The sequence below is a fragment of the Roseburia sp. OM03-7AC genome (assembly GCF_003462625.1).
GTDB classification, from domain to species: domain Bacteria; phylum Bacillota; class Clostridia; order Lachnospirales; family Lachnospiraceae; genus Roseburia_C; species Roseburia_C amylophila.
Genome location: NZ_QTZJ01000001.1, coordinates 690,755 through 715,593, shown reverse-complemented (window position 1 = coordinate 715,593; position 24,839 = coordinate 690,755). Strand labels below are relative to the sequence as shown.

The following is a 24,839-nucleotide window of genomic DNA, read 5'->3' as shown; positions in this document are numbered from 1 at the left end:
CCCTAGAAATTACTGTCATTCCATCCCCAGTCCTCGGTCGGGAAGTAAGCAACGTAGATTCGCTTCTTCGGAATACCAAGTTCAGTTTCTAAGAGAGAGCAGACTTTTCTTGTCATAAGATTCATCTGTGGCTTAGTCGGATAGCCGTAGCATTTCACTTCTACATAAGCAATATCTTTGGTGCTCCCTAAAAAACAAAGAGAAGCATTACCCTCGAACCCGGTCATAACCCAGTTCTCGCCTTTGCCAATGCAGTCTCTGGTAATGGTGCAGAGTGCTTTGGACAGGGTATCTTTTTTGGCAATATCTAAAGTAGCAGTAGTTTTCATGTTAATAAATGGCATTGTTAGTCCTCCTTACGAATGGATAAGTTAATTGGCTCGTTATATAGGTGAGAGTGAAAAAGCTATGATTCATCAGAACATGGATGTGAATCTGCACCGGTTGCCGTACGGTATTAGTATTGCGGTAGAAATGCCTGCTGCCCCTTACCGTTTTGCCTCGCATCCATATCTGATGAATCATAGAACCTTTCTCATCTCCTATAAAATACCTACCTCAAGTCTACTGTACCAATCCCATTCTGACAAGAAAAAGATTTGTATAATAACAACAAATCATACCAAAAGAATAGAATATAACCACAGATTATAAATACTATGAGAAACTATAATGGTAAAATTTATTGAATTCTTCGGATAAATAAGCTATGATATAGGATAATGAGCATTACCATAATCAGTAGTTATGAAATTGGGATGCATGCAATAGGAAAAGAAAGAAGGATTTACCCATGAATTATAATGTTGGAGTAATTGCCGGTGACGGAATCGGACCGGAGATTGTAAGCGAAGCAAGAAAGGTGTTAGATGCCATTGGAGCAAAATTCGGACACACCTTTACATATGACGAGATACTGATGGGCGGTTGTTCTATCGATGCAACCGGTGTACCGCTGACCGATGATGCCATTGCACATGCAAAAGCGGCAGATGCAGTTCTGATGGGTTCCATCGGAGGAAATACAGCAACATCCCCTTGGTACAAATTAGAGCCATCCCTTCGCCCGGAGGCAGGCCTTTTGAAATTGAGAAAAGCATTGAACCTTTTTGCTAACTTAAGACCGGCATACCTTTATGAAGAATTAAAGGAAGCATGTCCACTGCGTGATGATATTATCGGAGACGGATTTGACATGATGATTATGCGTGAACTGACCGGCGGACTTTATTTTGGCGAGAGAAAGACAGAAGAAGTGGACGGTGTGATGACGGCAACCGATACTTTGACATATAACGAAAATGAAATCCGCAGAATTGCAAAACGTGGATTTGACATTGCCATGAAACGCCGCAGGAAAGTAACCAGCGTGGATAAGGCAAACGTACTGGATTCCTCCAGACTCTGGAGAAAGATTGTAGAAGAAGTAGCAAAGGATTATCCGGAAGTAACATATGAGCATATGCTGGTAGATAACTGTGCCATGCAGTTGGTAAAAGACCCGAAGCAGTTCGATGTAATTTTAACTGAGAATATGTTTGGAGATATTTTATCGGATGAAGCAAGTATGGTAACCGGTTCCATCGGAATGTTATCCTCTGCAAGCTTAAATGATACGAAATTCGGTCTTTATGAGCCAAGCGGCGGTTCTGCACCGGATATCGCAGGAAAAGGAATTGCAAACCCGATTGCAACCATTTTAAGTGCAGCGATGATGTTAAGATATTCCTTTGATCTCGATAAAGAAGCAGATGCCATTGAAAATGCCGTAAAGAAGGTATTAAAGGCAGGCTATCGTACTATTGACATTATGCCACAGGAAGAAGCAAAGAAAGCAACCGTAACCCAGGTAGGAACAGCCAGAATGGGTGACTTAATCGTAGAGAATCTGTAAGAGATAAGAAATTTTCAGACAGAACAATAAAAAAGAGAGGAAGAATAAAGATGAAGAGTGATAATGTAAAAGCCGGAATGCAGCAGGCTCCGCACAGAAGTCTTTTTAACGCTTTGGGATTTACCGAAGAAGAAATGAAGAAACCAATGGTTGGTATCGTAAGTTCTTATAATGAAATCGTACCGGGCCATATGAATCTGGATAAAATTGTAAACGCTGTAAAATTAGGTGTTGCAGAAGCAGGTGGAGTACCGGTTGTATTCCCTGCAATTGCAGTTTGTGATGGAATTGCCATGGGACATATCGGAATGAAATATTCCCTGGTAACAAGAGACTTAATTGCAGATTCCACCGAATGTATGGCATTAGCCCATCAGTTTGATGCACTGGTTATGGTGCCAAACTGTGATAAGAACGTACCGGGACTTCTGATGGCAGCAGCAAGAATTAATGTTCCTACCGTATTTGTTTCCGGTGGCCCGATGTTAGCTGGTCATGTAAAGGGACGCAAGAGAAGCTTATCTTCCATGTTTGAGGCAGTAGGCTCCTATGCAGCAGGTACAATGACAGAGGAAGAAGTAAGAGAATATGAAGAGAAAGTATGTCCGACCTGTGGTTCCTGTTCCGGTATGTATACCGCAAACTCCATGAACTGTCTGACCGAGGCACTTGGTATGGGCTTACGTGGAAACGGAACTATTCCTGCCGTATATTCCGAGCGTATCAAATTAGCAAAACATGCCGGAATGGCAGTTATGGATATGTATCGGAAAGATATCCGTCCAAGAGATATTATGACAAAGGATGCTATTTTAAATGCACTGACCGTAGATATGGCGTTAGGCTGCTCTACCAACAGTATGCTTCACCTGCCTGCAATCGCACATGAAGTAGGATTTGATTTTGATATTTCCTTTGCAAATCCAATCAGTGAGAAGACTCCGAACCTCTGCCACCTGGCACCGGCAGGCCCGACCTATATGGAAGACTTAAATGAAGCCGGCGGTGTCTATGCTGTCATGAAAGAATTAGCAGATGCAGGACTTTTACATACAGACTGTATGACCGTAACCGGTAAGACCGTAGGCGAGAATATCAAAGATGCAGTCAATAAGAATCCGGAAGTTATCCGTCCACTGGATAATCCATACAGTAAGACCGGTGGTCTTGCCGTATTAAAAGGAAATCTTGCTCCGGACGGCGGCGTTGTAAAACGTTCCGCAGTCGTAGAAGAGATGATGGTTCATGAAGGACCGGCAAGAGTATTTGACTGTGAGGAAGATGCCATTGCAGCAATCAAGGGTGGTAGAATTGTTGCCGGTGATGTAGTCGTGATCCGTTACGAAGGACCAAAAGGCGGCCCTGGTATGCGTGAGATGTTAAATCCGACTTCTGCAATCGCAGGAATGGGACTTGGTTCTTCCGTAGCATTGATTACAGACGGACGTTTCTCCGGCGCAAGCCGTGGAGCATCCATCGGTCATGTTTCACCGGAAGCAGCCGTAGGCGGACCAATCGCATTGGTAGAAGAAGGCGACATCATTAAGATTAACATTCCGGAAATGAAGTTAGAACTTGCAGTATCCGATGAAGAACTGGCAGCCCGTAAAGCAAAATGGCAGCCAAGAGAACCGAAGGTAACAACCGGATATCTGGCACGTTATGCTTCCATGGTTACTTCAGGAAACCGCGGTGCAATTTTACAGATTCCAGGTACCGGGGAAGAAAAATAAGAACCGGTAATCTGTAAATATACAGCAGAAAGATAAGTTGGAAAGAGAGGAAATTTCAATGCTCTTAACAGGTGCTGAAATCGTAATAGAATGTTTGAAAGAGCAGGGCGTGGATACGGTATTTGGTTATCCGGGCGGTGCAATTTTAAATGTATATGATGAGTTATATAAACATAGTAATGAAATAAAACATATTTTAACTTCCCATGAGCAGGGAGCTTCCCATGCGGCAGACGGATATGCAAGAAGTACCGGAAAAGTTGGTGTGTGCTTTGCCACCAGCGGACCGGGTGCAACTAATCTGGTAACCGGAATTGCAACCGCATATATGGATTCTGTTCCAATGGTAGCAATTACCTGTAATGTCAATGTGCCGCTTCTTGGCAAAGACAGTTTCCAGGAAATTGATATTGCAGGAATTACCATGCCGATTACCAAGCACAACTTTATTGTAAAAGATGTCAATGATCTGGCAGATACCATCCGCCGGGCATTCCGCATTGCAAAAAAAGGAAGACCGGGTCCTGTTCTTGTGGATATTCCAAAGGATGTCACTGCTAACAGGGCAGAATATAACGCACAGCGTATTGAACCGGTACTGCGTGTGACAGAAACCATCCGGGAGGAAGATTTAGAAGAAGCAGTTGCTTTGATTCAGAAAGCGAAAAAACCATATATCTTTGTGGGCGGCGGTGCCGTGATTTCCGATTGTTCGGATGAATTGAGAGAGTTTGTGGATAAGGTGGATGCACCGGTTTGTGATACCCTGATGGGAAAAGGTGCATTTAACGGAACCGATGAACGTTATACCGGAATGCTTGGAATGCATGGAACCAAGACTTCAAACTTAGGAGTCAGCGAGTGCGATCTTCTGATTGCAGTAGGTGTCCGTTTCTCAGACCGTGTGCTTGGAAATGCTAAGAAATTTGCCCATCATGCAAAAATCTTACAGTTTGATGTGGATGCGGCAGAGATTAATAAAAATATCATGGTAACAAACAGCGTAATTGGTGATTTAAAGAAGATTCTTGCAAGAATCAATCCGATGTTATCTCCGATGGAGCATAAAGAGTGGATGGAGCACATCATGGAATACAAGAAAGAATATCCATTGAGCTATCATCCGGAAGGATTAAGCGGTCCGTTCGTAATCGAAGAAATCTATCGTCAGACCAACGGAGATGCTATCATGGTAACGGAGGTCGGACAGCATCAGATGTGGGCAGCACAGTATTATAAATACAAACAGCCGAGAACACTTCTGACATCCGGCGGACTTGGAACCATGGGTTATGGACTGGGGGCAGCAATCGGTGCGCAGATAGCAAATCCGGATAAACAGGTTATCAATATTGCCGGTGACGGATGTTTCCGTATGAATATGAATGAGATTGCAACAGCAGTCCGTCAGAAGCTTCCGTTAATCGAAGTTATCATTAATAACCATGTGCTTGGAATGGTAAGACAGTGGCAGACACTTTTCTATGAGAAGCATTATTCTGCAACTGTTTTAGACGATGGAGTAGATTTTGTAAAACTGGCAGAAGCCATGGGAGCAACGGGATATCGGGCAACCAGTCAGGCAGAATTTGTCGATATTTTGAAAAAAGCACTTGCAAGTAGTACACCAGTTGTTATAGACTGTATAATTGATAGTGATGATAAGGTGTGGCCAATGGTAGCACCGGGGGCAGCTATATCTGAGGTGTTTACCGAGGAAGATTTAAAATAATAAGCCATTACATATAGAAAGATATGTGTAAGAAGTGAGGAGGAATTAGAAAATGAGCAGAGTATATAATTTTTCTGCAGGTCCGGCAGTATTACCGGAAGAAGTTTTACAGGAAGCAGCAGATGAGATGTTAGACTACAGAGGATGTGGAATGTCCGTAATGGAGATGAGTCATCGTTCCAAAGTATATGACAACATCATCAAAGAGGCAGAAGCTGATTTAAGAGACTTAATGAATATCCCGGATAATTACAAGGTATTATTCTTACAGGGTGGAGCTTCCCAGCAGTTTGCTGCAATTCCAATGAACCTGATGAAAAATAAGAAAGCTGCATACATTGTAACTGGACAGTGGGCTAAGAAAGCTTACCAGGAAGCAAAAATGTATGGGGATGCAGTAGAAGTAGCATCTTCAGCAGATAAGACCTTCTCTTATATTCCGGATTGTTCAGATCTGGATATTCCGGAAGATGCAGATTATGTATATATCTGTGAAAACAATACGATTTATGGAACCAAGTTCAAAGAACTTCCAAATACCAAAGGACATACACTTGTTGCAGACGTATCTTCCTGCTTCTTATCAGAACCGGTTGATGTAACCAAATACGGAGTAATCTACGGCGGCGTTCAGAAGAACGTTGGACCTGCAGGTGTTGTAATCGTAATCATTCGTGAAGACTTAATTACAGATGATGTTCTTCCGGGAACACCTACCATGTTAAAATACAAGACTCAGGCAGACGCAGATTCTCTTTACAATACACCACCATGCTACGGCATATATATCTGTGGTAAAGTATTCAAATGGTTAAAGAAGATGGGCGGACTCGAAGTTATGAAACAGCGTAACGAAGAGAAAGCTAAGATTCTTTATGATTTCTTAGATCAGAGCAAGTTATTCAAGGGAACTGTAGTTCCAAAAGACCGTTCTCTTATGAACGTACCATTCGTTACCGGTGATGCTGACTTAGATGCAAAATTCGTCAAAGAAGCAACCGAAGCCGGTTTTGTAAACTTAAAGGGACACAGAACCGTTGGCGGTATGCGTGCCAGCATTTACAATGCAATGCCAAAAGAGGGTGTTGAGAAGCTGGTAGCATTTATGAAGAAGTTTGAGGAGGAGAACGCATAATGTTTAACTATACATGTTTAAATCCAATCGCTGGTGTAGGCTTAGACCTTTTGTCAGATGAATATAACAAAGTAGATGATATCAAAGATGCACAGGCAGTCCTGGTAAGAAGTGCAGCAATGCATGATATGGAACTTCCAAAGACTTTGGAAGTTGTTGCAAGAGCCGGTGCAGGTGTAAATAATATCCCATTGGATAAATGTGCAGAAGCAGGTATCGTAGTATTCAATACACCGGGTGCAAACGCAAATGGTGTAAAGGAACTGGTATTTGCAGGAATGTTATTGGCAGCCCGTGACGTAGTCGGCGGAATCGAATGGGTAAAAGGCGAGGAAGGCAATGCAGATGTTGCAAAACTTGCTGAGAAACAGAAGAAGAACTTTGCCGGAAGCGAAATTGCAGGAAAGAAGCTTGGCGTTATCGGACTTGGTGCCATCGGTGTTAAAGTAGCAAATGCTGCGACACATCTTGGTATGGAAGTATACGGATATGACCCATACATTTCTGTAAATGCTGCATGGAGCTTATCACGCAATGTAAATCATGTAAATGCTGTAGAAGAAATTTACAAGAACTGTGATTATATCACAATTCATGTTCCGCTTTTAGATTCTACCAAGAAAATGATTAATGCAGAAGCAATTGCAATGATGAAACCTACCACTGTAGTATTGAACTTTGCAAGAGACTTACTGGTTGATGAAGAGGCAATGGTAGTAGCATTAGAGGAAGGAAAGATTGCAAAATATGTCAGCGACTTCCCAAATCCAACCACAGTTGGAAAGAAAGGCTGTATCGTAACTCCTCATATTGGAGCTTCTACCGAAGAATCCGAAGATAACTGTGCAGTAATGGCAGTAAAAGAGATTCGTGATTTCTTAGAGAATGGAAATATTACACATTCTGTAAACTATCCGGACTGCAATATGGGCGAGTGCAAGAGTGCAGGAAGACTGTTACTGTTACACCGTAACGTAAAGGGAATGATCAGCAGCTATACTTCTATTTTAGGAGATGCAAATATCAACATTTCTGATATGACCAATAAGAGCCGTGGCGATTATGCATGTACATTGCTTGATGTAGATGCACCTGTTACCAAAGAAGTAGAAGAGAAACTTCAGACCTTAGATGGTGTATTAAAGGTTCGTATTGTAAAATAATAAATGCAGGTGAGAAAAAGATAATATATGGACTGCCCGGTTACGCCGCGACAGTCCATTTCTCTTACGCAGGAAACTCACAAAGCGTGTTTTTCGCAATTACGCAGGAAGGAGAAAATAATGGCAGATATCAGACCATTTTTATGTATCAGACCAAGAGAGGATGAGGCGGCAGAGATTGCAGCACTTCCGTATGATGTATATAACAGAGAAGAAGCAAAGAAAGCGGTAGAAGGACATGACAAAAGCTTTCTTCGCATTGACCGTGCCGAGACACAGTTTGATGATTCCGTAGACACTTATGCACCGGAGGTATATAAGAAAGCCCATGACATGCTCTGGGATATGGTAGCAGAAGGTGATTTCGTAAAAGAAGAGAAACCGTGCTATTATATTTACGAACTGACCATGGACGGAAGGGTGCAGACCGGTATTACAGCCTGTGCTTCGATTGATGATTATCAGAATCAGGTCATTAAAAAACATGAGAATACCAGAGCAGATAAAGAGCAGGACAGAATCAACCATGTAAATATCTGTGATGCACAGACCGGACCGATTTTCTTAGCATACCGTTCCAATGATGTCATCAATGCAGTGGTAGAGAAGGTAAAGAAGACAGCACCTCTTTATGATTTTGTGGCAGAGGATGGAATCGGACATCGTGTATACAGAATTGCAGAGGCAGAAGATATTGCGGCTATCGAGGAAGCATTTGCAAAGATAAAAGAAATTTATATCGCAGACGGTCATCACCGTGCAGCATCCGCAGTAAAGGTAGGACTGATGCGGAGAGCAGAGCATCCGGATTATGACGGAACTGAGGAATTTAACTATTTTTTATCCGTATTATTCCCGGATGACCAGCTTATGATTATGGATTATAACCGTGTGGTAAAAGACTTAAATGGAATGACAGAAGAGGAATTCCTTGGAAAGATGAACGACCTGTTTGAAGTGGGAGCACCACAGAAGAAAGCGGTTCATCCGGCTGAAAAAGGAAGTTTCAGCATGTACCTTGGGGATAACTGGTATGCCTGCCGGATGAAAGAGGCGGATTTAAGCAGTGACCCGGTAGATGGGCTGGACGTATCAATTTTACAGAATGTGTTACTGCATCCGGTACTTGGCATTGAAGACCCGAAGACCGATAAGCGGATTGATTTCGTAGGTGGAATTCGTGGACTGGAGGAATTGGAGCGCAGAGTACATAGTGACTGTAAAGTGGCATTTGCCATGTATCCGACCAGCATCGGAGAGTTGTTTGCAGTAGCAGATGCCGGAAGACTGATGCCGCCGAAATCCACCTGGTTTGAGCCAAAACTTCGCAGTGGATTATTTATTCATGCACTTTCATAATAACTTTCATAAATAACTGGAGGATATTAAAATGGGATTTTATCTGACCGCATTAGAGGCCAGCACAGAGGGCATTACAGCGGAAGAAGTCAGCGATGCTATTGAACAGATGAAGAAACCGGGCGTGATACGTACTTACCTGGAGGGGCTGGTGCCGGATTTACTGGCGTTTCTCTTTCAGGTGGTGATTGCCTGCGTGGTATATGCCATTGGCGTAAAGTTAATCAAACTTTTCCGGAAACTCGTCCGGAAATGGCTGGATAAAAAGGATGCTGACAAGGGTGTAAAACAGTTTATGGATGCACTGGTCAAGTGCATTGGATATTTCTTCTTGATTGTAATCATTCTTTCGCTCTTTGGAATTGCAACCACATCTGTAATGGCAATTGCAGGTTCTGCAGGACTGACGGTAGGCCTGGCACTGCAGGGAAGCTTATCCAACTTTGCCGGCGGCGTATTAATACTGATGTTAAAACCGTTTAAAGTGGGGGATTATATTGTAGAAGACAGCCATGGCAACGAAGGAACGGTAACAGAGATTTCGATTTTCTACACCAAGTTAAAGAGTGTTGACAATAAGATTATCGTAATTCCAAATGGAATCTTAGCTAACAGCAGCCTTACCAATGTAACCTACAGTGAGAAACGCAGGATTGACCTGGAAGTAGGGGTGTCCTATTCGGCGGATTTAAAGAAGACGAAGGCTGTGATAGAGCAGTTGCTTCTTTCCGAAGAACGCCGGCTTAAGGATGAGGCGGTGCAGGTCTTTGTATCGGAATTGGGAGACAGCAGTGTTACCATTGGTGCAAGAGTGTGGGTGCCGACTGATTTATACTGGGATATCCGCTGGGCACTGACTGAGGAGATGAAAAATGCTCTGGATGAAAATGGAATCGAAATTCCGTTCCCGCAGCTTGATGTCAACGTAAAGAATCCGGTATAAAATCGGGCAAAAAAGTGAAAAAGTTTGACAAATATTGGAAAATATGCTACTGTTAGCCATGTAGTCGTGCACAATTTTGTGCAACTTTTTAGATTTATTGTGTATTAGGAGGAAAAAGAAATGCAGGGAACTGTAAAATGGTTTAACGCAAAGAAGGGTTATGGATTTATCTCAGATGCAGAAGGAAATGATGTATTCGTTCATTTCTCCGCATTAAATATGGATGGATTCAAAGAGCTTAAAGATGGAGAAGCAGTTGAATTTGAGGTAGTAGAAGGAGAAAAAGGACCTCAGGCAGCTAACGTAGTTCGCTTAGGTTAATTCGTATAGAGTTGAATATGAAATAAGCGCAGAGCAGGAAGATGGATATCCGTCTTCCTGTTTTTAGGTTTATCAGGTGTAAATGTAAAAAAAATGTGTTATACTGATAAAGACTGTGAGTCAGATTATGAGAACATGGAGGATAAAACATTTGAATTTAGCAGCGTTAACAGCATATGAATTAATCAAAGAAGAAAATCTGACAGACATCCATGCAAAGGGATATCTGCTTCGACATAAAAAGAGTGGAGCTAAAATCAGCCTTATTTCCAATGATGATGAAAATAAGGTCTTTTATATTGGATTCCGTACTCCGGTAGAGGACAGCACCGGCGTACCACATATCATTGAGCATACGGTATTGTGCGGTTCAGACAAGTTCCCGGTGAAGGACCCGTTTGTGGAACTGGTGAAGGGTTCTTTAAATACATTCTTAAATGCCATGACTTACCCGGACAAGACCGTTTATCCGGTGGCAAGCTGCAATGATAAAGATTTTGCTAATCTGATGGATGTATACTTAGACGCTGTGTTCCATCCGAATATCTATAAGAAAGAAGAAATCTTCAAACAGGAAGGCTGGCATTATGAATTAGAGGATAAAGATGCACCGGTTACCATCAATGGAGTGGTATACAATGAGATGAAGGGCGCATTTTCTTCTCCGGAAGGTGTCTTAGACCGTGTAGTATTAAATTCCCTGTTCCCGGATACCACATACAGTAATGAGTCCGGCGGTGACCCGGAAGTAATTCCGGAGCTTACTTATGAGCAGTACCTTGATTTCCACCGGAAATTCTATCATCCATGTAATTCTTATATTTACCTTTATGGAAATATGGATATGGACGAAAAACTGGAATTTCTCGATAAAGAATATTTAAGCCATTATGATAAAATCGAAGTAGATTCCGCAATTCAGCTGCAGGCTCCTTTTGAAAAGCCGGTAACCATCAGCAAGCCATATTCCATTGCATCTTCCGAAAGCTTAGAGGATAATGCATATCTTTCCTATAATGTGGCAATCGGAACGAATCTTGAGAGTGAACTGACTCTGGCATTTGATGTCTTGGATTATGCACTGTTAAGTGCACCGGGAGCACCGTTGAAGCAGGCACTTATTGATGCAGGAATCGGAAAAGATATCATGGGTGGATTTGATAACAGCACCTTACAGCCAATCTTTTCAGTGGTGGCAAAGAATGCCAATAAAGAAGACGAAGAGAAGTTTGTAGGAATTATCGAAGATACTTTAAAGAAAATCGTCAAAGACGGTCTCAATAGAAAATCCCTGTTAGCAGGAATCAACAGTGAAGAATTCAAATTCCGTGAAGCAGATTACGGTAATTTCCCGAAGGGATTAATTTATGGATTATCCTGTATGGACAGCTGGCTTTATGATGATGACGAACCATTCTTATATCTTAAAATATTAGACGTATTTGCAGCATTAAAGGAAAAGATTGAAACAGGATATTTTGAAGAACTGATTCAGAAATATCTTTTGGATAACAGCCATAAATCCTATGTATCCATTGAACCGGAAAAAGGCTTAAATGCCAGGCTGGAAAAAGAATTAGAAGAGAAACTGGCTGCTTATAAGAGAGACTTATCAGAAGAAGAGATTGATAAGTTAGTAGAGGATACAAAGCATTTAAAACAGTATCAGGAAGAGCCGTCACCAAAGGAAGACCTGATGAAGATTCCGATGTTAAAACGGCAGGACATGAAGCGTGAAGCACAGCCGCTGGTATATGAAAAGGTAAGCTGCAATGGCATCGAAACCATTCATACCAACATTTATTCCAATGGCATTCATTATCTGAATCTGATGTTTGATATCGGTGATATTACAGAAGAAGAACTGCCATACCTTGGGGTGTTAAAAGCTGTACTTGGTTATATGGATACGGAGCATTATAACTATGCAGACTTAGCAAATGAGATTGATCTTAAGACCGGCGGTATCTCATCCCAGATTAATATTTATGCGGATACCAAGAAAAAAGACAGTTTCCATGCAAAATACGAAGTACGTTCCAAGATTCTTTATCAGAATTTAGAAGAGGGGCTTAGACTTCTTTCTGAGATTCTGATGGGCACACAGATTACAGATGAAAAACGTCTCTATGAGATTTTAGCGCGTATCAAATCGAGACTGCAGATGTCCTTAAGCTCTGCCGGACATTCCGTATCTGCCATGCGGGCAATGTCTTATTTCTCACCGGTAGCCCGATTCAATGACCTGGTTGGCGGAATTGCACTGTACCGGACGATTGCAGAATTAGAAGAACATTTTGAAGAAAAGAAGCAGTTCTTAATGGATAAATTAAGAAGCCTTACAGAGAAAATATTTGTAAAGAACAGACTGTTGATTTCCCTGACGGCAGACGCAGAAGGATATCAGCTGTTAGAAAAAAAATTCCCGCAGTTCTTAACTGTTTTACCGGATGGAGAGAAAGAGGGAGAAGCAGTTACCTTCCATTGTGAGAAAAAGAATGAAGGCTTCTTAGATGCATCCAAAGTACAGTATGTATCCAGAGCCGGAAATTATTTATCGAAAGGATATTCCTATACCGGAGCACTTCGTATCTTAAAAGTAATTTTAAGCTATGATTACCTTTGGATTAATGTCCGGGTAAAGGGTGGTGCATATGGCTGTATGAGCGGATTTATGCGGAACGGAGATGCATATTTCACTTCTTACCGTGACCCGAACCTTAAGAGCACCAATGAGATTTACGAAGGTATCCCGGCATATTTAAGAGCTTTTGATGCAGATGAACGTGATATGACAAAATATATCATCGGAACAGTAAGTGATATGGATACCCCGTTGAATCCGGCTGCCAAGGGCATGCGTTCCGTAAGTGCTTATCTTACCAATATTTCTTATGAGGAATTACAGCGTGAGAGAAATGAAGTTTTAGATGCACAGCCGGAAAACATCAAAAATCTCGCAGGACTTATTGAAGCGGTACTCGCACAGGATGCCTTGTGTGTCATCGGTGCAGAGGAAAATGTAGAAGCAGAAAAAGATATGTTCTTAGAAGTAAAGAATCTTTATTAAAAGCTGTGGGTAATAGTCCCGCAGCATACATAAGAAGGAGTAAGTATGACGGAAAATTTTAAATCAGGCTTTGTAACACTGATTGGACGGCCGAATGTAGGAAAGTCCACCTTGATGAATCATCTGATTGGACAGAAGATTGCAATTACATCCAATAAACCGCAGACTACCAGAAACCGTATCCAGACTATTTATACGGATGAAAACAGAGGACAGATTATTTTTGTGGATACACCTGGTATCCATAAGGCAAAGAATAAGCTGGGCGAATTTATGGTAAATGTGGCAGAACACACATTGAATGAAGTGGATGTCATTTTATGGCTGGTGGAACCGAGTGATTTTATCGGTGCAGGAGAGCAGCATATTATCGAAAAATTAAAGACCGTAAAGACACCGGTTATTCTGGTTATCAATAAATTAGATACCTTGGATAACAAGGATAAGATGCTTGAGTATATTGACACTTATCGTAAAGTTTATGACTTTGCGGAAATCGTACCGGCATCTGCACTGCGGGGAGAAAATACGGATGTTATCATTGATTTGATTTTTAAATATCTGCCGTATGGTCCGATGTTCTATGATGAAGATACCATTACCGACCAGCCGGAGCGTCAGATTGTGGCAGAGCTGATTCGTGAAAAAGCCTTACATGCTTTAAATGAAGAAATTCCTCATGGAATTGCCGTTTCTATTGACCAGATGAAGAAACGCAAAGGCAGGAAAATGTTTGATATTGATGCCACGATTATCTGTGAGCGGGATTCCCACAAGGGAATTATTATCGGCAAGCAGGGAGCCATGTTAAAGAAGATTGGTACCAATGCCAGATATGAGATTGAGCACCTCTTAGATGCCAAGGTTAATTTAAAGCTTTGGGTAAAAGTGAAAAAAGACTGGCGTGACAGCGATTATATGATTAAGAACTTTGGATACCGGGAAGAGGAATTCTAAATATTGACAGTATTATCTTAAGTGCTTCTGGAAAACCTAATTTCATACAAGTATGAAGAAAGGGCAGGAAGGAAGCATATGGTAAGAGCAAGCTGGAATCATTTTACTTTGACCGGAAGTGTAGATGATTATCTTAAGTTTAAGGAACAGGAAAAAGAAGAACAGGATGGATTGGGCAGCCTGAAAGAGAAAGTAAGAGGTGAACAGGACCGTGGGCACAAACGTGATGGTTACGGGTATGGTGCTTACCGCAATGCCAATCAGTGAATATGACAAACGAATTACGATACTGACCCTGGAGAGGGGAAAGATTACGGCGTTTGCCAGAGGTGCGAGAAGACCGAACAGTACACTGCTGGCAGCCTGCAATCCCTTTTCCTTCGGACAGTTTGAAGTCTATGAGGGCCGTACCTCCTACAATGTGGTGCGGGCAGAAATTAAAAATTATTTTACCGAACTCACCACAGACTTGAATGATACATACTATGGATTTTATTTTCTTGAGATGGCAGAATATTATGCCCAGGAAAACAGTGATGACCGGGAAATGCTAAAGCTTCTTTACCAGTCCTTAAAGGCACTTGGAAAGAAGAATTTTGATAACCGGCTGGTCCGCGTGATTTATGAATTGAAAATGATGGTGCTAAATGGAGTATATCCGAATCTTTTTTCCTGCCAGAAATGTGGAAGAAAGGAACCGATGCAGTTTTTCAGTGTGCAGCGCGCCGGGCTTCTTTGTGATTCCTGCAGCGAAACCGAGCATGGCAGACGGTTAGATGCATCTACCATTTATACGATGCAGTATATTATTACCACGGAATCAGCAAAGCTTTTTCATTTTGCAGTATCAGAAAAAGTGTTGTTTGAACTGATTCGGACGGTGAAGGAATTTCGGGAAAAATATGCACCCCATACATTTAAATCAGAGCAATTTTTAGAAGGGCTTTTCTGATTTATAGGAGAAGCCGGGCATTTTGCCTGAGGTAACGCTTGAAATACCAAACCGAAAATAGTATAATTGTTGAGATTATGAGATACAGGGATTTGGAGGTTCGTATGAAGAAGAAGATAAGTGCACTCCTTGTAATGCTGTTAGCCTGTGGAATATTTGGCGGCTGCGGTGCTACAAAAGATGCAGATACCACAACACTCTTTCCGGAGAAAAAGGGTGGAATCACAGAAGTTGCAGTAGGTGACTTTGACAAAGACAATTATGATGAGAATGAGTTAGAACAGTATGTAAAGGATTCCATCAAAGAATATGAAGACAATGATGGAGCCGGGACAGTAAAATTAAAAAATCTTTCCGTAAAAGACGGAGTCGCAAAGCTTGGTATGCATTACAGTGACAGCACAGCATATTCTGCATTTGTGGGAGATACCGTATTTACCGGAACGGTGGTACAGGCAATTGCTGCCGGATATGATTTTAATACAGATTTCGTAGCGGTAACAGATGGAGCTGCCGGAGATGCAGCGGACAGCAAAGATGTCATGAAAAATGATGACTATCATGTTATCGTATTAAGCAAAGGTGTAGATGTTACGGTAGATGGAACACTGCAGTATGTTTCTTCCGGAGTAACCGTCAAGGATAAGAACACTGCAACCGTGGATGAAATTCCTGCTGGTGAGACAGCAGAAGCAAGATATATTATTTATAAATAGAATGCGAGGAAGAATTTTATGGAAAAATCAATGGAAAAAATTGTAGCTTTAGCAAAGGCAAGAGGTTTTGTATATCCGGGTTCCGAGATTTACGGTGGACTGGCAAATACATGGGATTACGGTAACCTTGGTGTAGAATTAAAGAATAATGTGAAACGTGCCTGGTGGCAGAAATTCGTACAGGAAAATCCATACAATGTTGGTGTAGACTGTGCCATTCTTATGAACCCGCAGACATGGGTAGCTTCCGGACATTTAGGCGGATTTTCAGACCCTCTTATGGATTGTAAAGAGTGTCATGAACGTTTCCGTGCAGATAAGATTATTGAAGATTATGCAGAAGAGCATGGCATTACATTAGAGACTTCCGTAGATGGCTGGAGTCAGGAAGAAATGATGAACTTCATCAAAGATAACAGTGTTCCATGTCCATCCTGTGGAAAACATAACTTTACAGATATCCGTCAGTTTAACCTGATGTTCAAGACTTTCCAGGGTGTAACTGAAGATGCAAAGAATACGGTATACTTAAGACCGGAAACAGCACAGGGTATTTTTGTTAACTTCAAAAACGTGCAGAGAACATCCCGTAAGAAAGTGCCTTTCGGTATTGCACAGATTGGAAAATCTTTCCGTAACGAGATTACTCCTGGTAACTTTACTTTCCGTACCAGAGAGTTTGAACAGATGGAGCTGGAGTTCTTCTGTGAGCCGGGTACCGACCTTGAGTGGTTCCAGTACTGGAGAACCTTCTGCCATAACTGGCTGTTAAGCCTTGGCATGAAAGATGAAGAATTACGTCTTCGTGACCATGATCCAGCAGAGCTTGCATTTTACAGTAAAGCAACTACCGACTTTGAATTCTTATTCCCATTCGGATGGGGCGAACTGTGGGGAATTGCAGACCGTACCGACTATGACCTGACACAGCATCAGAATACATCCGGCCAGGATATGTCTTACTTTGATGATACCAAGAATGAAAAATACATTCCTTACGTTATTGAGCCGTCTCTTGGCGCAGACCGTGTGGTACTGGCATTCCTTTGTGCAGCATATGACGAAGAGAACATCGGAACAGAAGAGAAACCGGATATGAGAACCGTTCTTCATTTCCATCCGGCACTTGCACCGGTTAAGATTGGTGTGCTTCCGCTTTCCAAGAAATTAAATGAAGGTGCAGAGAAAGTATTTACACAGCTTTCCAAGAAATACAACTGCGAATTTGATGACAGAGGAAATATCGGTAAGCGCTATCGTCGTCAGGATGAAATCGGAACTCCATTCTGTGTAACTTACGATTTTGAATCTGAAACAGACGGAGCAGTTACGGTACGTGACCGTGATACCATGGAGCAGGAGCGTATCAAAATCGAAGATTTAGATACATATTTTGCAGAAAAATTCACTTTCTAAATCAAACACTTTATTTTTTACATGACTGAATGGTCTGATTTCGAAAAAATGGTTGCGAAACTATAAAATTATGATAAAATAAATATGTGCGCTTGTGGACAAGTGGCACGCATAATGGGTGACATTGTGGATATCAATTGTTGTTGATAACAGACGATGTTCGCATATCAATAAACCAAAGTAAATTTATTAGGAGGAATTCAAAATGGCAAACAAATGGGTTTACATGTTCAGTGAAGGAAACATGTCCATGCGTAATCTCCTTGGTGGAAAAGGTGCTAACCTTGCCGAGATGACTGATATCGGTCTTCCAGTACCACAGGGATTCACAATCACAACAGAGGCTTGTACTCAGTATTATGAGGATGGCCGCAAGATTAACGACGAAATCATGGCACAGGCTATGGAAGGCGTTAAGAAAATGGAAGAGATCAATGGAAAGAAATTCGGAGACCTCAAGAATCCATTACTTGTTTCTGTTCGTTCCGGTGCCAGAGCATCTATGCCAGGTATGATGGACACCATCTTAAACCTTGGACTGAATGACGAAGTAGTTGCAGCAATGATCGCTGGAAACCCAGATCCTAAATTCGAGCGTTTCGTATATGATTCTTACAGACGTTTTATCCAGATGTTCTCTGACGTTGTTATGGAAGTTGGTAAGAAATATTTCGAGCAGCTCATCGATAAGATGAAAGCAGACAGAGGAGTTAAGTTCGACGTTGAACTTACAGCCGCTGACTTAAAAGAATTAGCAGAGCAGTTCAAAGCTGAGTACAAGAACCAGTTAGGAACCGATTTCCCATCTGATCCTGTAGAGCAGTTAAAATTAGCTATCGAAGCTGTATTCCGTTCATGGGATAACCCACGTGCAAACGTATATCGTCGTGATAACGATATCCCATATTCCTGGGGAACAGCTGTTAACGTAATGCCTATGGTATTCGGTAACTTAAATGATGAGTCTGGTACAGGTGTTGCATTTACCCGTGATCCTGCTACAGGCGAGAAGAAATTAATGGGTGAGTTCTTAATCAATGCTCAGGGTGAGGACGTAGTTGCTGGTGTTCGTACACCTATGCCAATCGCTCAGATGGAGCAGGAATTCCCAGAAGCATATGCTGAGTTCATCAAGGTTTGTGAGACTCTTGAGAATCACTACCATGACATGCAGGATATGGAGTTTACAGTAGAGAACAAGAAGTTATACATGCTTCAGTGCCGTAATGGTAAGAGAACTGCTCCAGCAGCTCTTAAGATTGCATGTGACCTTGTTGATGAAGGACATAAGACAGAAGAAGAAGCAGTAGCTATGATCGATCCTCGTAACTTAGATACACTTCTTCATCCACAGTTTGATGCAGCAGCATTAAAAGCAGCTACACCAATCGGAAAAGGTTTAGGAGCTTCTCCTGGAGCAGCTTGTGGTAAGATCGTATTTACAGCAGAAGATGCAGAAGCTTGGAACGCTCGCGGAGAGAAAGTTGTACTTGTTCGTCTTGAGACATCTCCGGAAGACATCACAGGTATGAAAGCTTCCCAGGGTATCTTAACTGTTCGTGGTGGTATGACATCTCACGCAGCTGTAGTTGCCCGTGGTATGGGTACATGCTGTGTATCCGGATGTGGTGATATCGCTATGGACGAAGAGAATAAGAAATTCACTCTTGCTGGAAAAGAATTCCATGAGGGAGATTTCATCTCTATCGATGGTACAACAGGTAACATCTACGATGGCGAAATCAAGACAGTTGACGCTACCATCGCTGGTGAGTTCGGCCGTGTTATGGCTTGGGCTGACAAATATAGAAAACTTAAAGTTCGTACTAATGCAGATACTCCTGCAGATGCTAAGAAAGCTCGTGAGCTTGGAGCAGAAGGTATCGGACTTTGCCGTACAGAGCATATGTTCTTCGAAGAAGACAGAATTGCAGCATTCCGTGAGATGATCTGTTCTGACACTGTAGAAGAAAGAGAAGCAGCTCTTGAGAAGATTCTTCCATATCAGCAGGGAGACTTCAAAGCTCTTTATGAAGCACTGGAAGGATGCCCGGTTACTATTCGTTTCCTGGATCCACCTCTTCATGAGTTCGTTCCTACAGAGGAAGCTGATATTAAGAAATTAGCAGATGCTCAGGGCAAAACTGTTGAGCAGATTAAGACAATCATCGATGGACTTCATGAGTTCAACCCAATGATGGGTCACAGAGGATGCCGTCTTGCTGTAACATATCCTGAAATTGCTAAGATGCAGACAAAAGCTGTTATCCGTGCAGCAATCGAAGTTCAGAAAGAGCATGCAGATTGGAATGTGAAACCTGAAATCATGATTCCATTAGTATGTGAAGTTGAAGAGCTTAAATACGTTAAGAAAGTAGTTGTTGAGACAGCAGACGCTGAGATCGCAGCTGCAGGCGTTAAATTAGAGTACGAAGTTGGTACTATGATCGAGATTCCTAGAGCTGCTCTTACAGCTGATGAAATCGCTAAAGAAGCTGACTTCTTCTGCTTCGGTACTAACGACTTAACTCAGATGACATTTGGATTCTCCCGTGACGATGCTGGTAAGTTCTTAGATGCTTACTATGACAAGAAGATTTTCGAGAACGATCCATTTGCTAAGTTAGACCAGACTGGTGTTGGTAAACTTATGGATATGGCACTGAAACTTGGTAAGCCAGTTAATCCGAACCTTCACGTTGGTATCTGTGGAGAACACGGTGGAGATCCTTCATCTGTTGAATTCTGCCACAAGATTGGTCTTGACTATGTATCATGTTCACCATTCCGTGTACCAATCGCTAGATTAGCAGCAGCTCAGGCAGCAATCGCTAACAAATAATTATTGGACAGGAACAATATAATATACAGCATATCTCATATATCGTGGGAATGCTGTATATGCAGGATAAGCCTCACCGTATGGTGAGGCTTATCTATCTTGTGAAATGGTACTTATATTGTATAGTATTTTTGTATTGCATAGCATTTTTATATTGCATAGTGCTTTTTAGCTTGTGCAGCATGATTGTTATATGACCTTATATTTCGCTTGCTGCCAGGTTCTTATTCTTCCGGCAGGATGATAACAGAATATTCTTATTACGAATCCATTCGCTTATTTGTTAAAAAATCTTAAGTTTCTTTATCAAATTCCATTTAATTACAAAATTCAGTTAAGGCATAATATTCAAGTAATTATATTTTGAAAGTAATCATATCATTTAGTTTAATTATATTATTTAGTTTAAATTATATATGTCTTTTTGACTATCTTTTTATATCTTCTTAAATGTCCGCAAAGCCTTATTTTATCGGCTCTACGGGCATTTTTCTTTTGTGGTAAACCTCACATATCTAGGTCTATCTTCTTATATTTTCGCTATCAAGCGTGGTTAAAATCGTGGTAAATACTTCTTATGCGATTAGACGCTGAACCTCTGATTTTGCGGTATCTATGGACGCATGAGCATACCAGTTCATTGTGATACTGATATTTGAATGCCCCATGATATACTGTAAATCTTTCGGGTTCATGTTCTTGCTTGCCAGCCTTGTGCAGAATGTATGGCGTAGTGTATGCGGTGTGATATGTGGCAAGGGATTGTCTTTGTGGTGCTTGTTGTATTTCTTTACCATACGGACAAAAAGCATATTGTAATCAATGGCAACTTTGGGCTTGCCTTTATGATTGACAAATAGAAAGTTGCCCCGTCCGTCTATCACAAATGGTTTTGCCTTTGGGCGTTTCTTCATAACCCGTTGAAATGCTTGTATCGTTTCTCTGCTTAATGGCACTTGCCTTGTTCCGCTTTTTGTCTTAGGCGTTTCAATATAATAACCCTGTTCCTTGCTCTTTAGTAACTGGTGGTCGATAACCACAACCTCATGGATAAAATCAACGTCCATGATTGTCAGTCCGCACAGTTCCGAGATACGAAGTCCTGTCTTTAACAGTATCAGCACATCATCATAATACTTGTGATACACATTGTCCGTCTTGATGAATGAGAGTAGGGCTTGTTCCTGTTCCTCTGTCAATGCGACTTTCTCTTTGGTATCATTTTCTAGGACTTCACTTAACTTGAAATCAAAAGGGTTTTTCCTTACACAATCGTCTTGTATGGCGATATAGAATGACGCTTTTAACGAGCGTTTATGGTTGTTAATGGTGTTATAGGAAAAGCCTTTGTCTTTCATGCGTAATGCCCATTCCTTAGCGTCAGAGGGTTTTATCGTATCAATGCTCCTAGCACCTAACTTGTCCTCTTTCAATAACCGCATGAGCTGTTCCCGTTGTTTCTGTGTGCTTTTCTTCACGTTTGCCCTCTGTGTGTTCTGTTTAGCGTAGAGTTGGCAAAGCGTCATTTTCTTGCCTGTGCTGTCGATACCGTCCTCAATATCCCGTCTTATCTGCTGTTCCAGTTCACGAAGTGAGGGTTTTTCCCGTTTTCCCTTTGGTGTCGGGTCTGTGGGTGTCAATCTCCAAGCATACACATATTTTGTGTTTCCAAATGCGTCCACATATTTATATAAGTATTTTCCGTCTGTTCGCTGGCTCTCTCCAGTATGCAGGATACGTCCTTTGCTATCCCGTCTTTTTTCTTTCATGGTGTCTGCTCCTTTCCTTGTTGGAAAGAGCCTTGATATGACTTGTGTTCATCATAACACATACAAGGCTCATTTGCATTAGATTGCGTCCAATTTATCAATGACCTTTTCAAACTGTCGGCGTTTAATCTGTATGCGGTTGCCATTCATAATGAGCCAGCCAGCGTCCTTGTTTTCCTCTGCCAATCGTCTTAACTTGTTTTCTCCGATACGGAAATATTTTGACGCTTCTTCAATGGTAAGGGTGTACTTTTCCCATACAGGAATATCGTTGTTATTCATTAGATACCCCCTTTCCCTTGTTTTGTGTCATACTGGATATAGGGGATAAGGTCGGTGCGGTTTATCCTCTGTAAGTGGGCGGTTAGTTTGCTGGAAAGGGAATTACTGTATCTTGCCTTATCAAGCATAGTTCCCACTTTTTCCAGTCCACCTAATGCGTCATGTTCTTCTAAGAAGTAAAAACTTTTGACAGCGGAAATCACGCCACCCTCTGTGAGCCATTGCTGTGTTTCTTCAAGAGAATTATGTAGTTTCGGTACTTGCACTTTCAAGACTTCCACAGCCCCTAAAAAGCGTTCCCAAAACCGACACGTTTTCCATCTGCTCTTATTACTTTCATTTCTGTTTGGCACGACAAAGCGTAGGTTGTTTGCCAATAGCCCGAAAGCCAGTTCCCCAAGTTCCAGCGGTCTGTCTTTGAATGTCATGGCAAAAGCATGAGCCTTATCATCACGCAGTTGCATTTCTGTCCGTTTCCAACTGCCAACTTCATCAAGTGTCTTATTATGTTTTGAACAGACTTCCTTATCTTTATCATAAAAGCGGTAGGACAATCCCGATTTACCAGCACCGATATAAACAGTCTTTGCGGTGTCGAAATCATCAAACTTGCTTTCGTCAAAGTGGTAGCCCTCACTATTAGAAATAAATTCCTCTTTTTCGCATTTCTTCTTTATCTGCTCTATGATAAAGAATGGCTTTTCGTTCTTATCATCAATGGCAATATCAAGTCTTGTAAAATGGAAGTTATCCAGTCCGTATCTTCGCTCACAGCGTCGGAACATATCTCCAAAGGTACAATTCCTACTATCGAGAATACGGAAAATATCATCACAACCTCTGCCAGTCATAACAAGATAACAGCCTAGCCCCTGTGGGTTATCCTCTGTCTTTCTTGCGTCCCCCGATACATAAATATCTCCAATCTGCCAGCGTGCTTGATAAGTCTTGAATTTTATCATTGCTGGATAAACATTGAAAATGTCAGTCGGTAAATCTAAAATGTGCATGATTACATCTTCAGCGGTTGCCGTTTCAAATACAATGCTGATGTAATCAATCTTAACGGATAAATTTTTGTGTGTAGTTATAGTGCATTTCTCCTTTCGTATGCCCCGTTTTTTTGCGGGGTAAAAATTGTGTTTTTTCCTTTATTTATCACAGTTTCTAGGTACTATGACATGTATACGCAGGGCGGTGTTACATATACGCCCTTTACGAACGCCGAAAGGCGTTCCCTTTCTTCCTGTGTCTGCCCCGTTCTTAACGCTCACGAGCCTTGTAAGGCTCGTGGCTAAACGGAACAGCCCAGTCAGAAACCCGATTTTCAGTCTGATAGTCCATGCCTATTCATGCTATCAAAGTGAAAATATCTATTCTATATGCTTACTCAAGCATGTGATTGACCCTAGCGTGCTTAATCACTCTTTCTAATACGATAATAACGCCATTAGAATTACTTGTCAAGAAGTTTTTGTTGACTTTTGGATATATATTAAGTATGATATGCTTATAAATACCAAGAAAAGCAACGAAAGGAGCGGTTATACTAAGTTATGGAGCATTATGAAAAGAAAATCAGTTTCTTAGGAGAGAACATACAAACCATAAGAAAACACAGGAAAATGAAACAACAGGAACTTGCGGACAAAATCGGTATCAATATGCAGAGCCTTTCCAAGATTGAACGTGGTGTGAATTATCCTACCTTTGATACGTTGGAGAAGATAATGGACGTGCTGGGTGTAACGCCCAATGAATTGTTATCAGGGGAATGGAAATATATCGACCACACCGAGCCATATATCATGGACGTTATCAAACGGGAACAGGATTTTAATGTTTCTTTAGATTATCTGTCTGAAAATGAATTTTTCAATGACGAAAGAGAATGTAGATTTTACATGGAATATAAACTCATACAGTATATTCATAACTACATTACCAATGAGGTTACGGAGTTGGAAGAACTTATGGAAATCAAGCAGTTGATACAGCGTCAGAAATTGGAACGCATAATGAAAGTGCATAAGGAAATGCGAGGTTTAGACCGATACAGAGAACAGCCTAAAGAATATAAATACCACGACCCTTATGATGATTGGATATTCCGTCAGCTTGCGGATATTGACAACAGAAATAATATTCCTAATACTTCTCCACAAGTAGACTTTAACGAGGGAGATTATGAAGATTATCTAAAGGCGAAATGGAACAGAGGTCTTTAATTTCCTCTTGCATGGAAGATACAGCAAACAAAAAGCCCAGTAAAGAGTGCAAAGCACCACCAATGGTGGCAAGGCTCTTGACAGGGCTTTTTCTTTTCTGTGGTAGGTAATCAAGAGGAAGAAAGAAAAAGTGTGTATGTTCAATGCAGAAAATATTCAAAGGGTATGCTGATTTTTATTGTGGCGGATATATGGAACTGTTATAATATGGTATGAAGAAAAGGACAAATTAGAATTTTCTATTGTTTTTTGAGGTGTTATTTATTATAATAGATAATGTTAATATAGAATAAAAACTGCCAACGGGTAGTGAATGCGTAAAGCATT

At 41.4% G+C, this 24,839-nt stretch carries 20 protein-coding genes; 16 read left to right on the top strand and 4 right to left on the bottom strand.

The features are described 5' to 3' along the window. Positions 1-2 precede the first annotated feature (2 nt). Entirely contained in the window at positions 3-344 is a 342-nt protein-coding gene (locus tag DXB39_RS03520) for a phenylpyruvate tautomerase MIF-related protein (RefSeq protein ID WP_117697038.1), read from the bottom strand. A 449-nt stretch (positions 345-793) separates the two neighbouring features. On the opposite strand from DXB39_RS03520, the gene leuB reads away from it, so the two are divergent. The 15 genes from leuB to ppdK all read left to right on the top strand — a co-directional run bounded on the left by leuB (position 794) and on the right by ppdK (position 20,233). Beyond that, the gene (leuB, locus tag DXB39_RS03515; protein WP_022243051.1) at positions 794-1,894 is read left to right on the top strand and encodes a 3-isopropylmalate dehydrogenase; all 1,101 of its coding nucleotides are present in this window, start codon (positions 794-796) and stop codon (positions 1,892-1,894) included. Positions 1,895-1,944: 50 nt separating this feature from the next. Beyond that, positions 1,945-3,627, top strand: a complete 1,683-nt coding sequence (ilvD, locus tag DXB39_RS03510) for a dihydroxy-acid dehydratase (protein WP_117840956.1) — start codon at positions 1,945-1,947, stop codon at positions 3,625-3,627. Between the two features lie 58 nt (positions 3,628-3,685). Continuing rightward, positions 3,686-5,359, top strand: coding sequence for a biosynthetic-type acetolactate synthase large subunit (ilvB, locus tag DXB39_RS03505; protein WP_117840957.1), 1,674 nt, complete (start codon positions 3,686-3,688; stop codon positions 5,357-5,359). Positions 5,360-5,411: 52 nt separating this feature from the next. Beyond that, the gene (gene serC / locus DXB39_RS03500; protein WP_022243048.1) at positions 5,412-6,494 is read left to right on the top strand and encodes a 3-phosphoserine/phosphohydroxythreonine transaminase; all 1,083 of its coding nucleotides are present in this window, start codon (positions 5,412-5,414) and stop codon (positions 6,492-6,494) included. Further along, positions 6,494-7,657 carry a phosphoglycerate dehydrogenase gene (locus tag DXB39_RS03495; RefSeq protein ID WP_117840958.1) on the top strand — a complete coding sequence of 388 codons (1,164 nt, stop codon included), beginning with the start codon at positions 6,494-6,496 and terminating at the stop codon, positions 7,655-7,657. Before serC ends, DXB39_RS03495 begins: the two co-directional genes overlap by 1 nt. A 120-nt stretch (positions 7,658-7,777) precedes the next feature. Next, positions 7,778-9,016 carry a DUF1015 domain-containing protein gene (locus DXB39_RS03490; RefSeq protein ID WP_117697047.1) on the top strand — a complete coding sequence of 413 codons (1,239 nt, stop codon included), beginning with the start codon at positions 7,778-7,780 and terminating at the stop codon, positions 9,014-9,016. Between the two features lie 31 nt (positions 9,017-9,047). Next, on the top strand, positions 9,048-9,959 hold the full coding sequence (locus tag DXB39_RS03485; protein ID WP_117697049.1) for a mechanosensitive ion channel family protein: 912 nt from the start codon (positions 9,048-9,050) through the stop codon (positions 9,957-9,959). 120 nt (positions 9,960-10,079) lie between these two features. Beyond that, positions 10,080-10,280, top strand: coding sequence for a cold shock domain-containing protein (locus DXB39_RS03480; protein ID WP_022243044.1), 201 nt, complete (start codon positions 10,080-10,082; stop codon positions 10,278-10,280). A gap of 151 nt (positions 10,281-10,431) precedes the next feature. Beyond that, positions 10,432-13,350 carry an insulinase family protein gene (locus DXB39_RS03475; protein ID WP_330416444.1) on the top strand — a complete coding sequence of 973 codons (2,919 nt, stop codon included), beginning with the start codon at positions 10,432-10,434 and terminating at the stop codon, positions 13,348-13,350. A 45-nt stretch (positions 13,351-13,395) separates the two neighbouring features. Continuing rightward, positions 13,396-14,307 carry a GTPase Era gene (era, locus tag DXB39_RS03470; RefSeq protein WP_022243042.1) on the top strand — a complete coding sequence of 304 codons (912 nt, stop codon included), beginning with the start codon at positions 13,396-13,398 and terminating at the stop codon, positions 14,305-14,307. Positions 14,308-14,385: 78 nt separating this feature from the next. Further along, on the top strand, positions 14,386-14,574 hold the full coding sequence (locus tag DXB39_RS03465; protein ID WP_117697057.1) for a YqzL family protein: 189 nt from the start codon (positions 14,386-14,388) through the stop codon (positions 14,572-14,574). Then, the gene (recO, locus tag DXB39_RS03460) at positions 14,519-15,259 is read left to right on the top strand and encodes a DNA repair protein RecO (RefSeq protein ID WP_022243040.1); all 741 of its coding nucleotides are present in this window, start codon (positions 14,519-14,521) and stop codon (positions 15,257-15,259) included. The genes DXB39_RS03465 and recO overlap by 56 nt, the downstream gene beginning before the upstream one ends. Positions 15,260-15,363: 104 nt before the next feature. Further along, a complete protein-coding gene (locus tag DXB39_RS03455) occupies positions 15,364-15,975 on the top strand; it encodes a hypothetical protein (protein ID WP_117697063.1) in 612 nt (203 codons plus the stop codon). A gap of 18 nt (positions 15,976-15,993) precedes the next feature. Further along, positions 15,994-17,391 (top strand): glycine--tRNA ligase, encoded by a 1,398-nt coding sequence (locus DXB39_RS03450; RefSeq protein ID WP_022243038.1) that lies wholly within the window; start codon positions 15,994-15,996, stop codon positions 17,389-17,391. Between the two features lie 205 nt (positions 17,392-17,596). Next, complete coding sequence (gene ppdK / locus DXB39_RS03445; protein WP_117840960.1) at positions 17,597-20,233, top strand: pyruvate, phosphate dikinase; 2,637 nt, start codon at positions 17,597-17,599, stop codon at positions 20,231-20,233. Between the two features lie 575 nt (positions 20,234-20,808). On the opposite strand, the gene DXB39_RS03435 is transcribed toward ppdK, so the two are convergent. The 3 genes from DXB39_RS03435 to DXB39_RS03425 form a co-directional block, all read right to left on the bottom strand. Continuing rightward, entirely contained in the window at positions 20,809-22,002 is a 1,194-nt protein-coding gene (locus DXB39_RS03435; protein ID WP_055157190.1) for a site-specific integrase, read from the bottom strand. 78 nt (positions 22,003-22,080) lie between these two features. After that, entirely contained in the window at positions 22,081-22,284 is a 204-nt protein-coding gene (locus tag DXB39_RS03430; RefSeq protein WP_002610247.1) for an excisionase, read from the bottom strand. After that, complete coding sequence (locus DXB39_RS03425) at positions 22,284-23,345, bottom strand: replication initiation factor domain-containing protein (protein WP_278336361.1); 1,062 nt, start codon at positions 23,343-23,345, stop codon at positions 22,284-22,286. The genes DXB39_RS03430 and DXB39_RS03425 overlap by 1 nt, the downstream gene beginning before the upstream one ends. Before the next feature lie 495 nt (positions 23,346-23,840). Here DXB39_RS03425 and DXB39_RS03420 point away from each other — a divergent pair, with 495 nt between their 5' ends. After that, positions 23,841-24,512 (top strand): helix-turn-helix domain-containing protein, encoded by a 672-nt coding sequence (locus tag DXB39_RS03420; RefSeq protein WP_025488760.1) that lies wholly within the window; start codon positions 23,841-23,843, stop codon positions 24,510-24,512. The last annotated feature ends 327 nt before the right edge of the window (positions 24,513-24,839 follow it).

Coding starts and splice junctions, on each gene's coding strand:
- DXB39_RS03520 (WP_117697038.1), bottom strand. CDS start 344: ATGCCATTTATTAACATGAAAACTACTGCTACTTTAGATATTGCCAAA.
- leuB (WP_022243051.1), top strand. CDS start 794: ATGAATTATAATGTTGGAGTAATTGCCGGTGACGGAATCGGACCGGAG.
- ilvD (WP_117840956.1), top strand. CDS start 1,945: ATGAAGAGTGATAATGTAAAAGCCGGAATGCAGCAGGCTCCGCACAGA.
- ilvB (WP_117840957.1), top strand. CDS start 3,686: ATGCTCTTAACAGGTGCTGAAATCGTAATAGAATGTTTGAAAGAGCAG.
- serC (WP_022243048.1), top strand. CDS start 5,412: ATGAGCAGAGTATATAATTTTTCTGCAGGTCCGGCAGTATTACCGGAA.
- DXB39_RS03495 (WP_117840958.1), top strand. CDS start 6,494: ATGTTTAACTATACATGTTTAAATCCAATCGCTGGTGTAGGCTTAGAC.
- DXB39_RS03490 (WP_117697047.1), top strand. CDS start 7,778: ATGGCAGATATCAGACCATTTTTATGTATCAGACCAAGAGAGGATGAG.
- DXB39_RS03485 (WP_117697049.1), top strand. CDS start 9,048: ATGGGATTTTATCTGACCGCATTAGAGGCCAGCACAGAGGGCATTACA.
- DXB39_RS03480 (WP_022243044.1), top strand. CDS start 10,080: ATGCAGGGAACTGTAAAATGGTTTAACGCAAAGAAGGGTTATGGATTT.
- era (WP_022243042.1), top strand. CDS start 13,396: ATGACGGAAAATTTTAAATCAGGCTTTGTAACACTGATTGGACGGCCG.
- DXB39_RS03465 (WP_117697057.1), top strand. CDS start 14,386: ATGGTAAGAGCAAGCTGGAATCATTTTACTTTGACCGGAAGTGTAGAT.
- DXB39_RS03455 (WP_117697063.1), top strand. CDS start 15,364: ATGAAGAAGAAGATAAGTGCACTCCTTGTAATGCTGTTAGCCTGTGGA.
- DXB39_RS03450 (WP_022243038.1), top strand. CDS start 15,994: ATGGAAAAATCAATGGAAAAAATTGTAGCTTTAGCAAAGGCAAGAGGT.
- ppdK (WP_117840960.1), top strand. CDS start 17,597: ATGGCAAACAAATGGGTTTACATGTTCAGTGAAGGAAACATGTCCATG.
- DXB39_RS03435 (WP_055157190.1), bottom strand. CDS start 22,002: ATGAAAGAAAAAAGACGGGATAGCAAAGGACGTATCCTGCATACTGGA.
- DXB39_RS03430 (WP_002610247.1), bottom strand. CDS start 22,284: ATGAATAACAACGATATTCCTGTATGGGAAAAGTACACCCTTACCATT.
- DXB39_RS03420 (WP_025488760.1), top strand. CDS start 23,841: ATGGAGCATTATGAAAAGAAAATCAGTTTCTTAGGAGAGAACATACAA.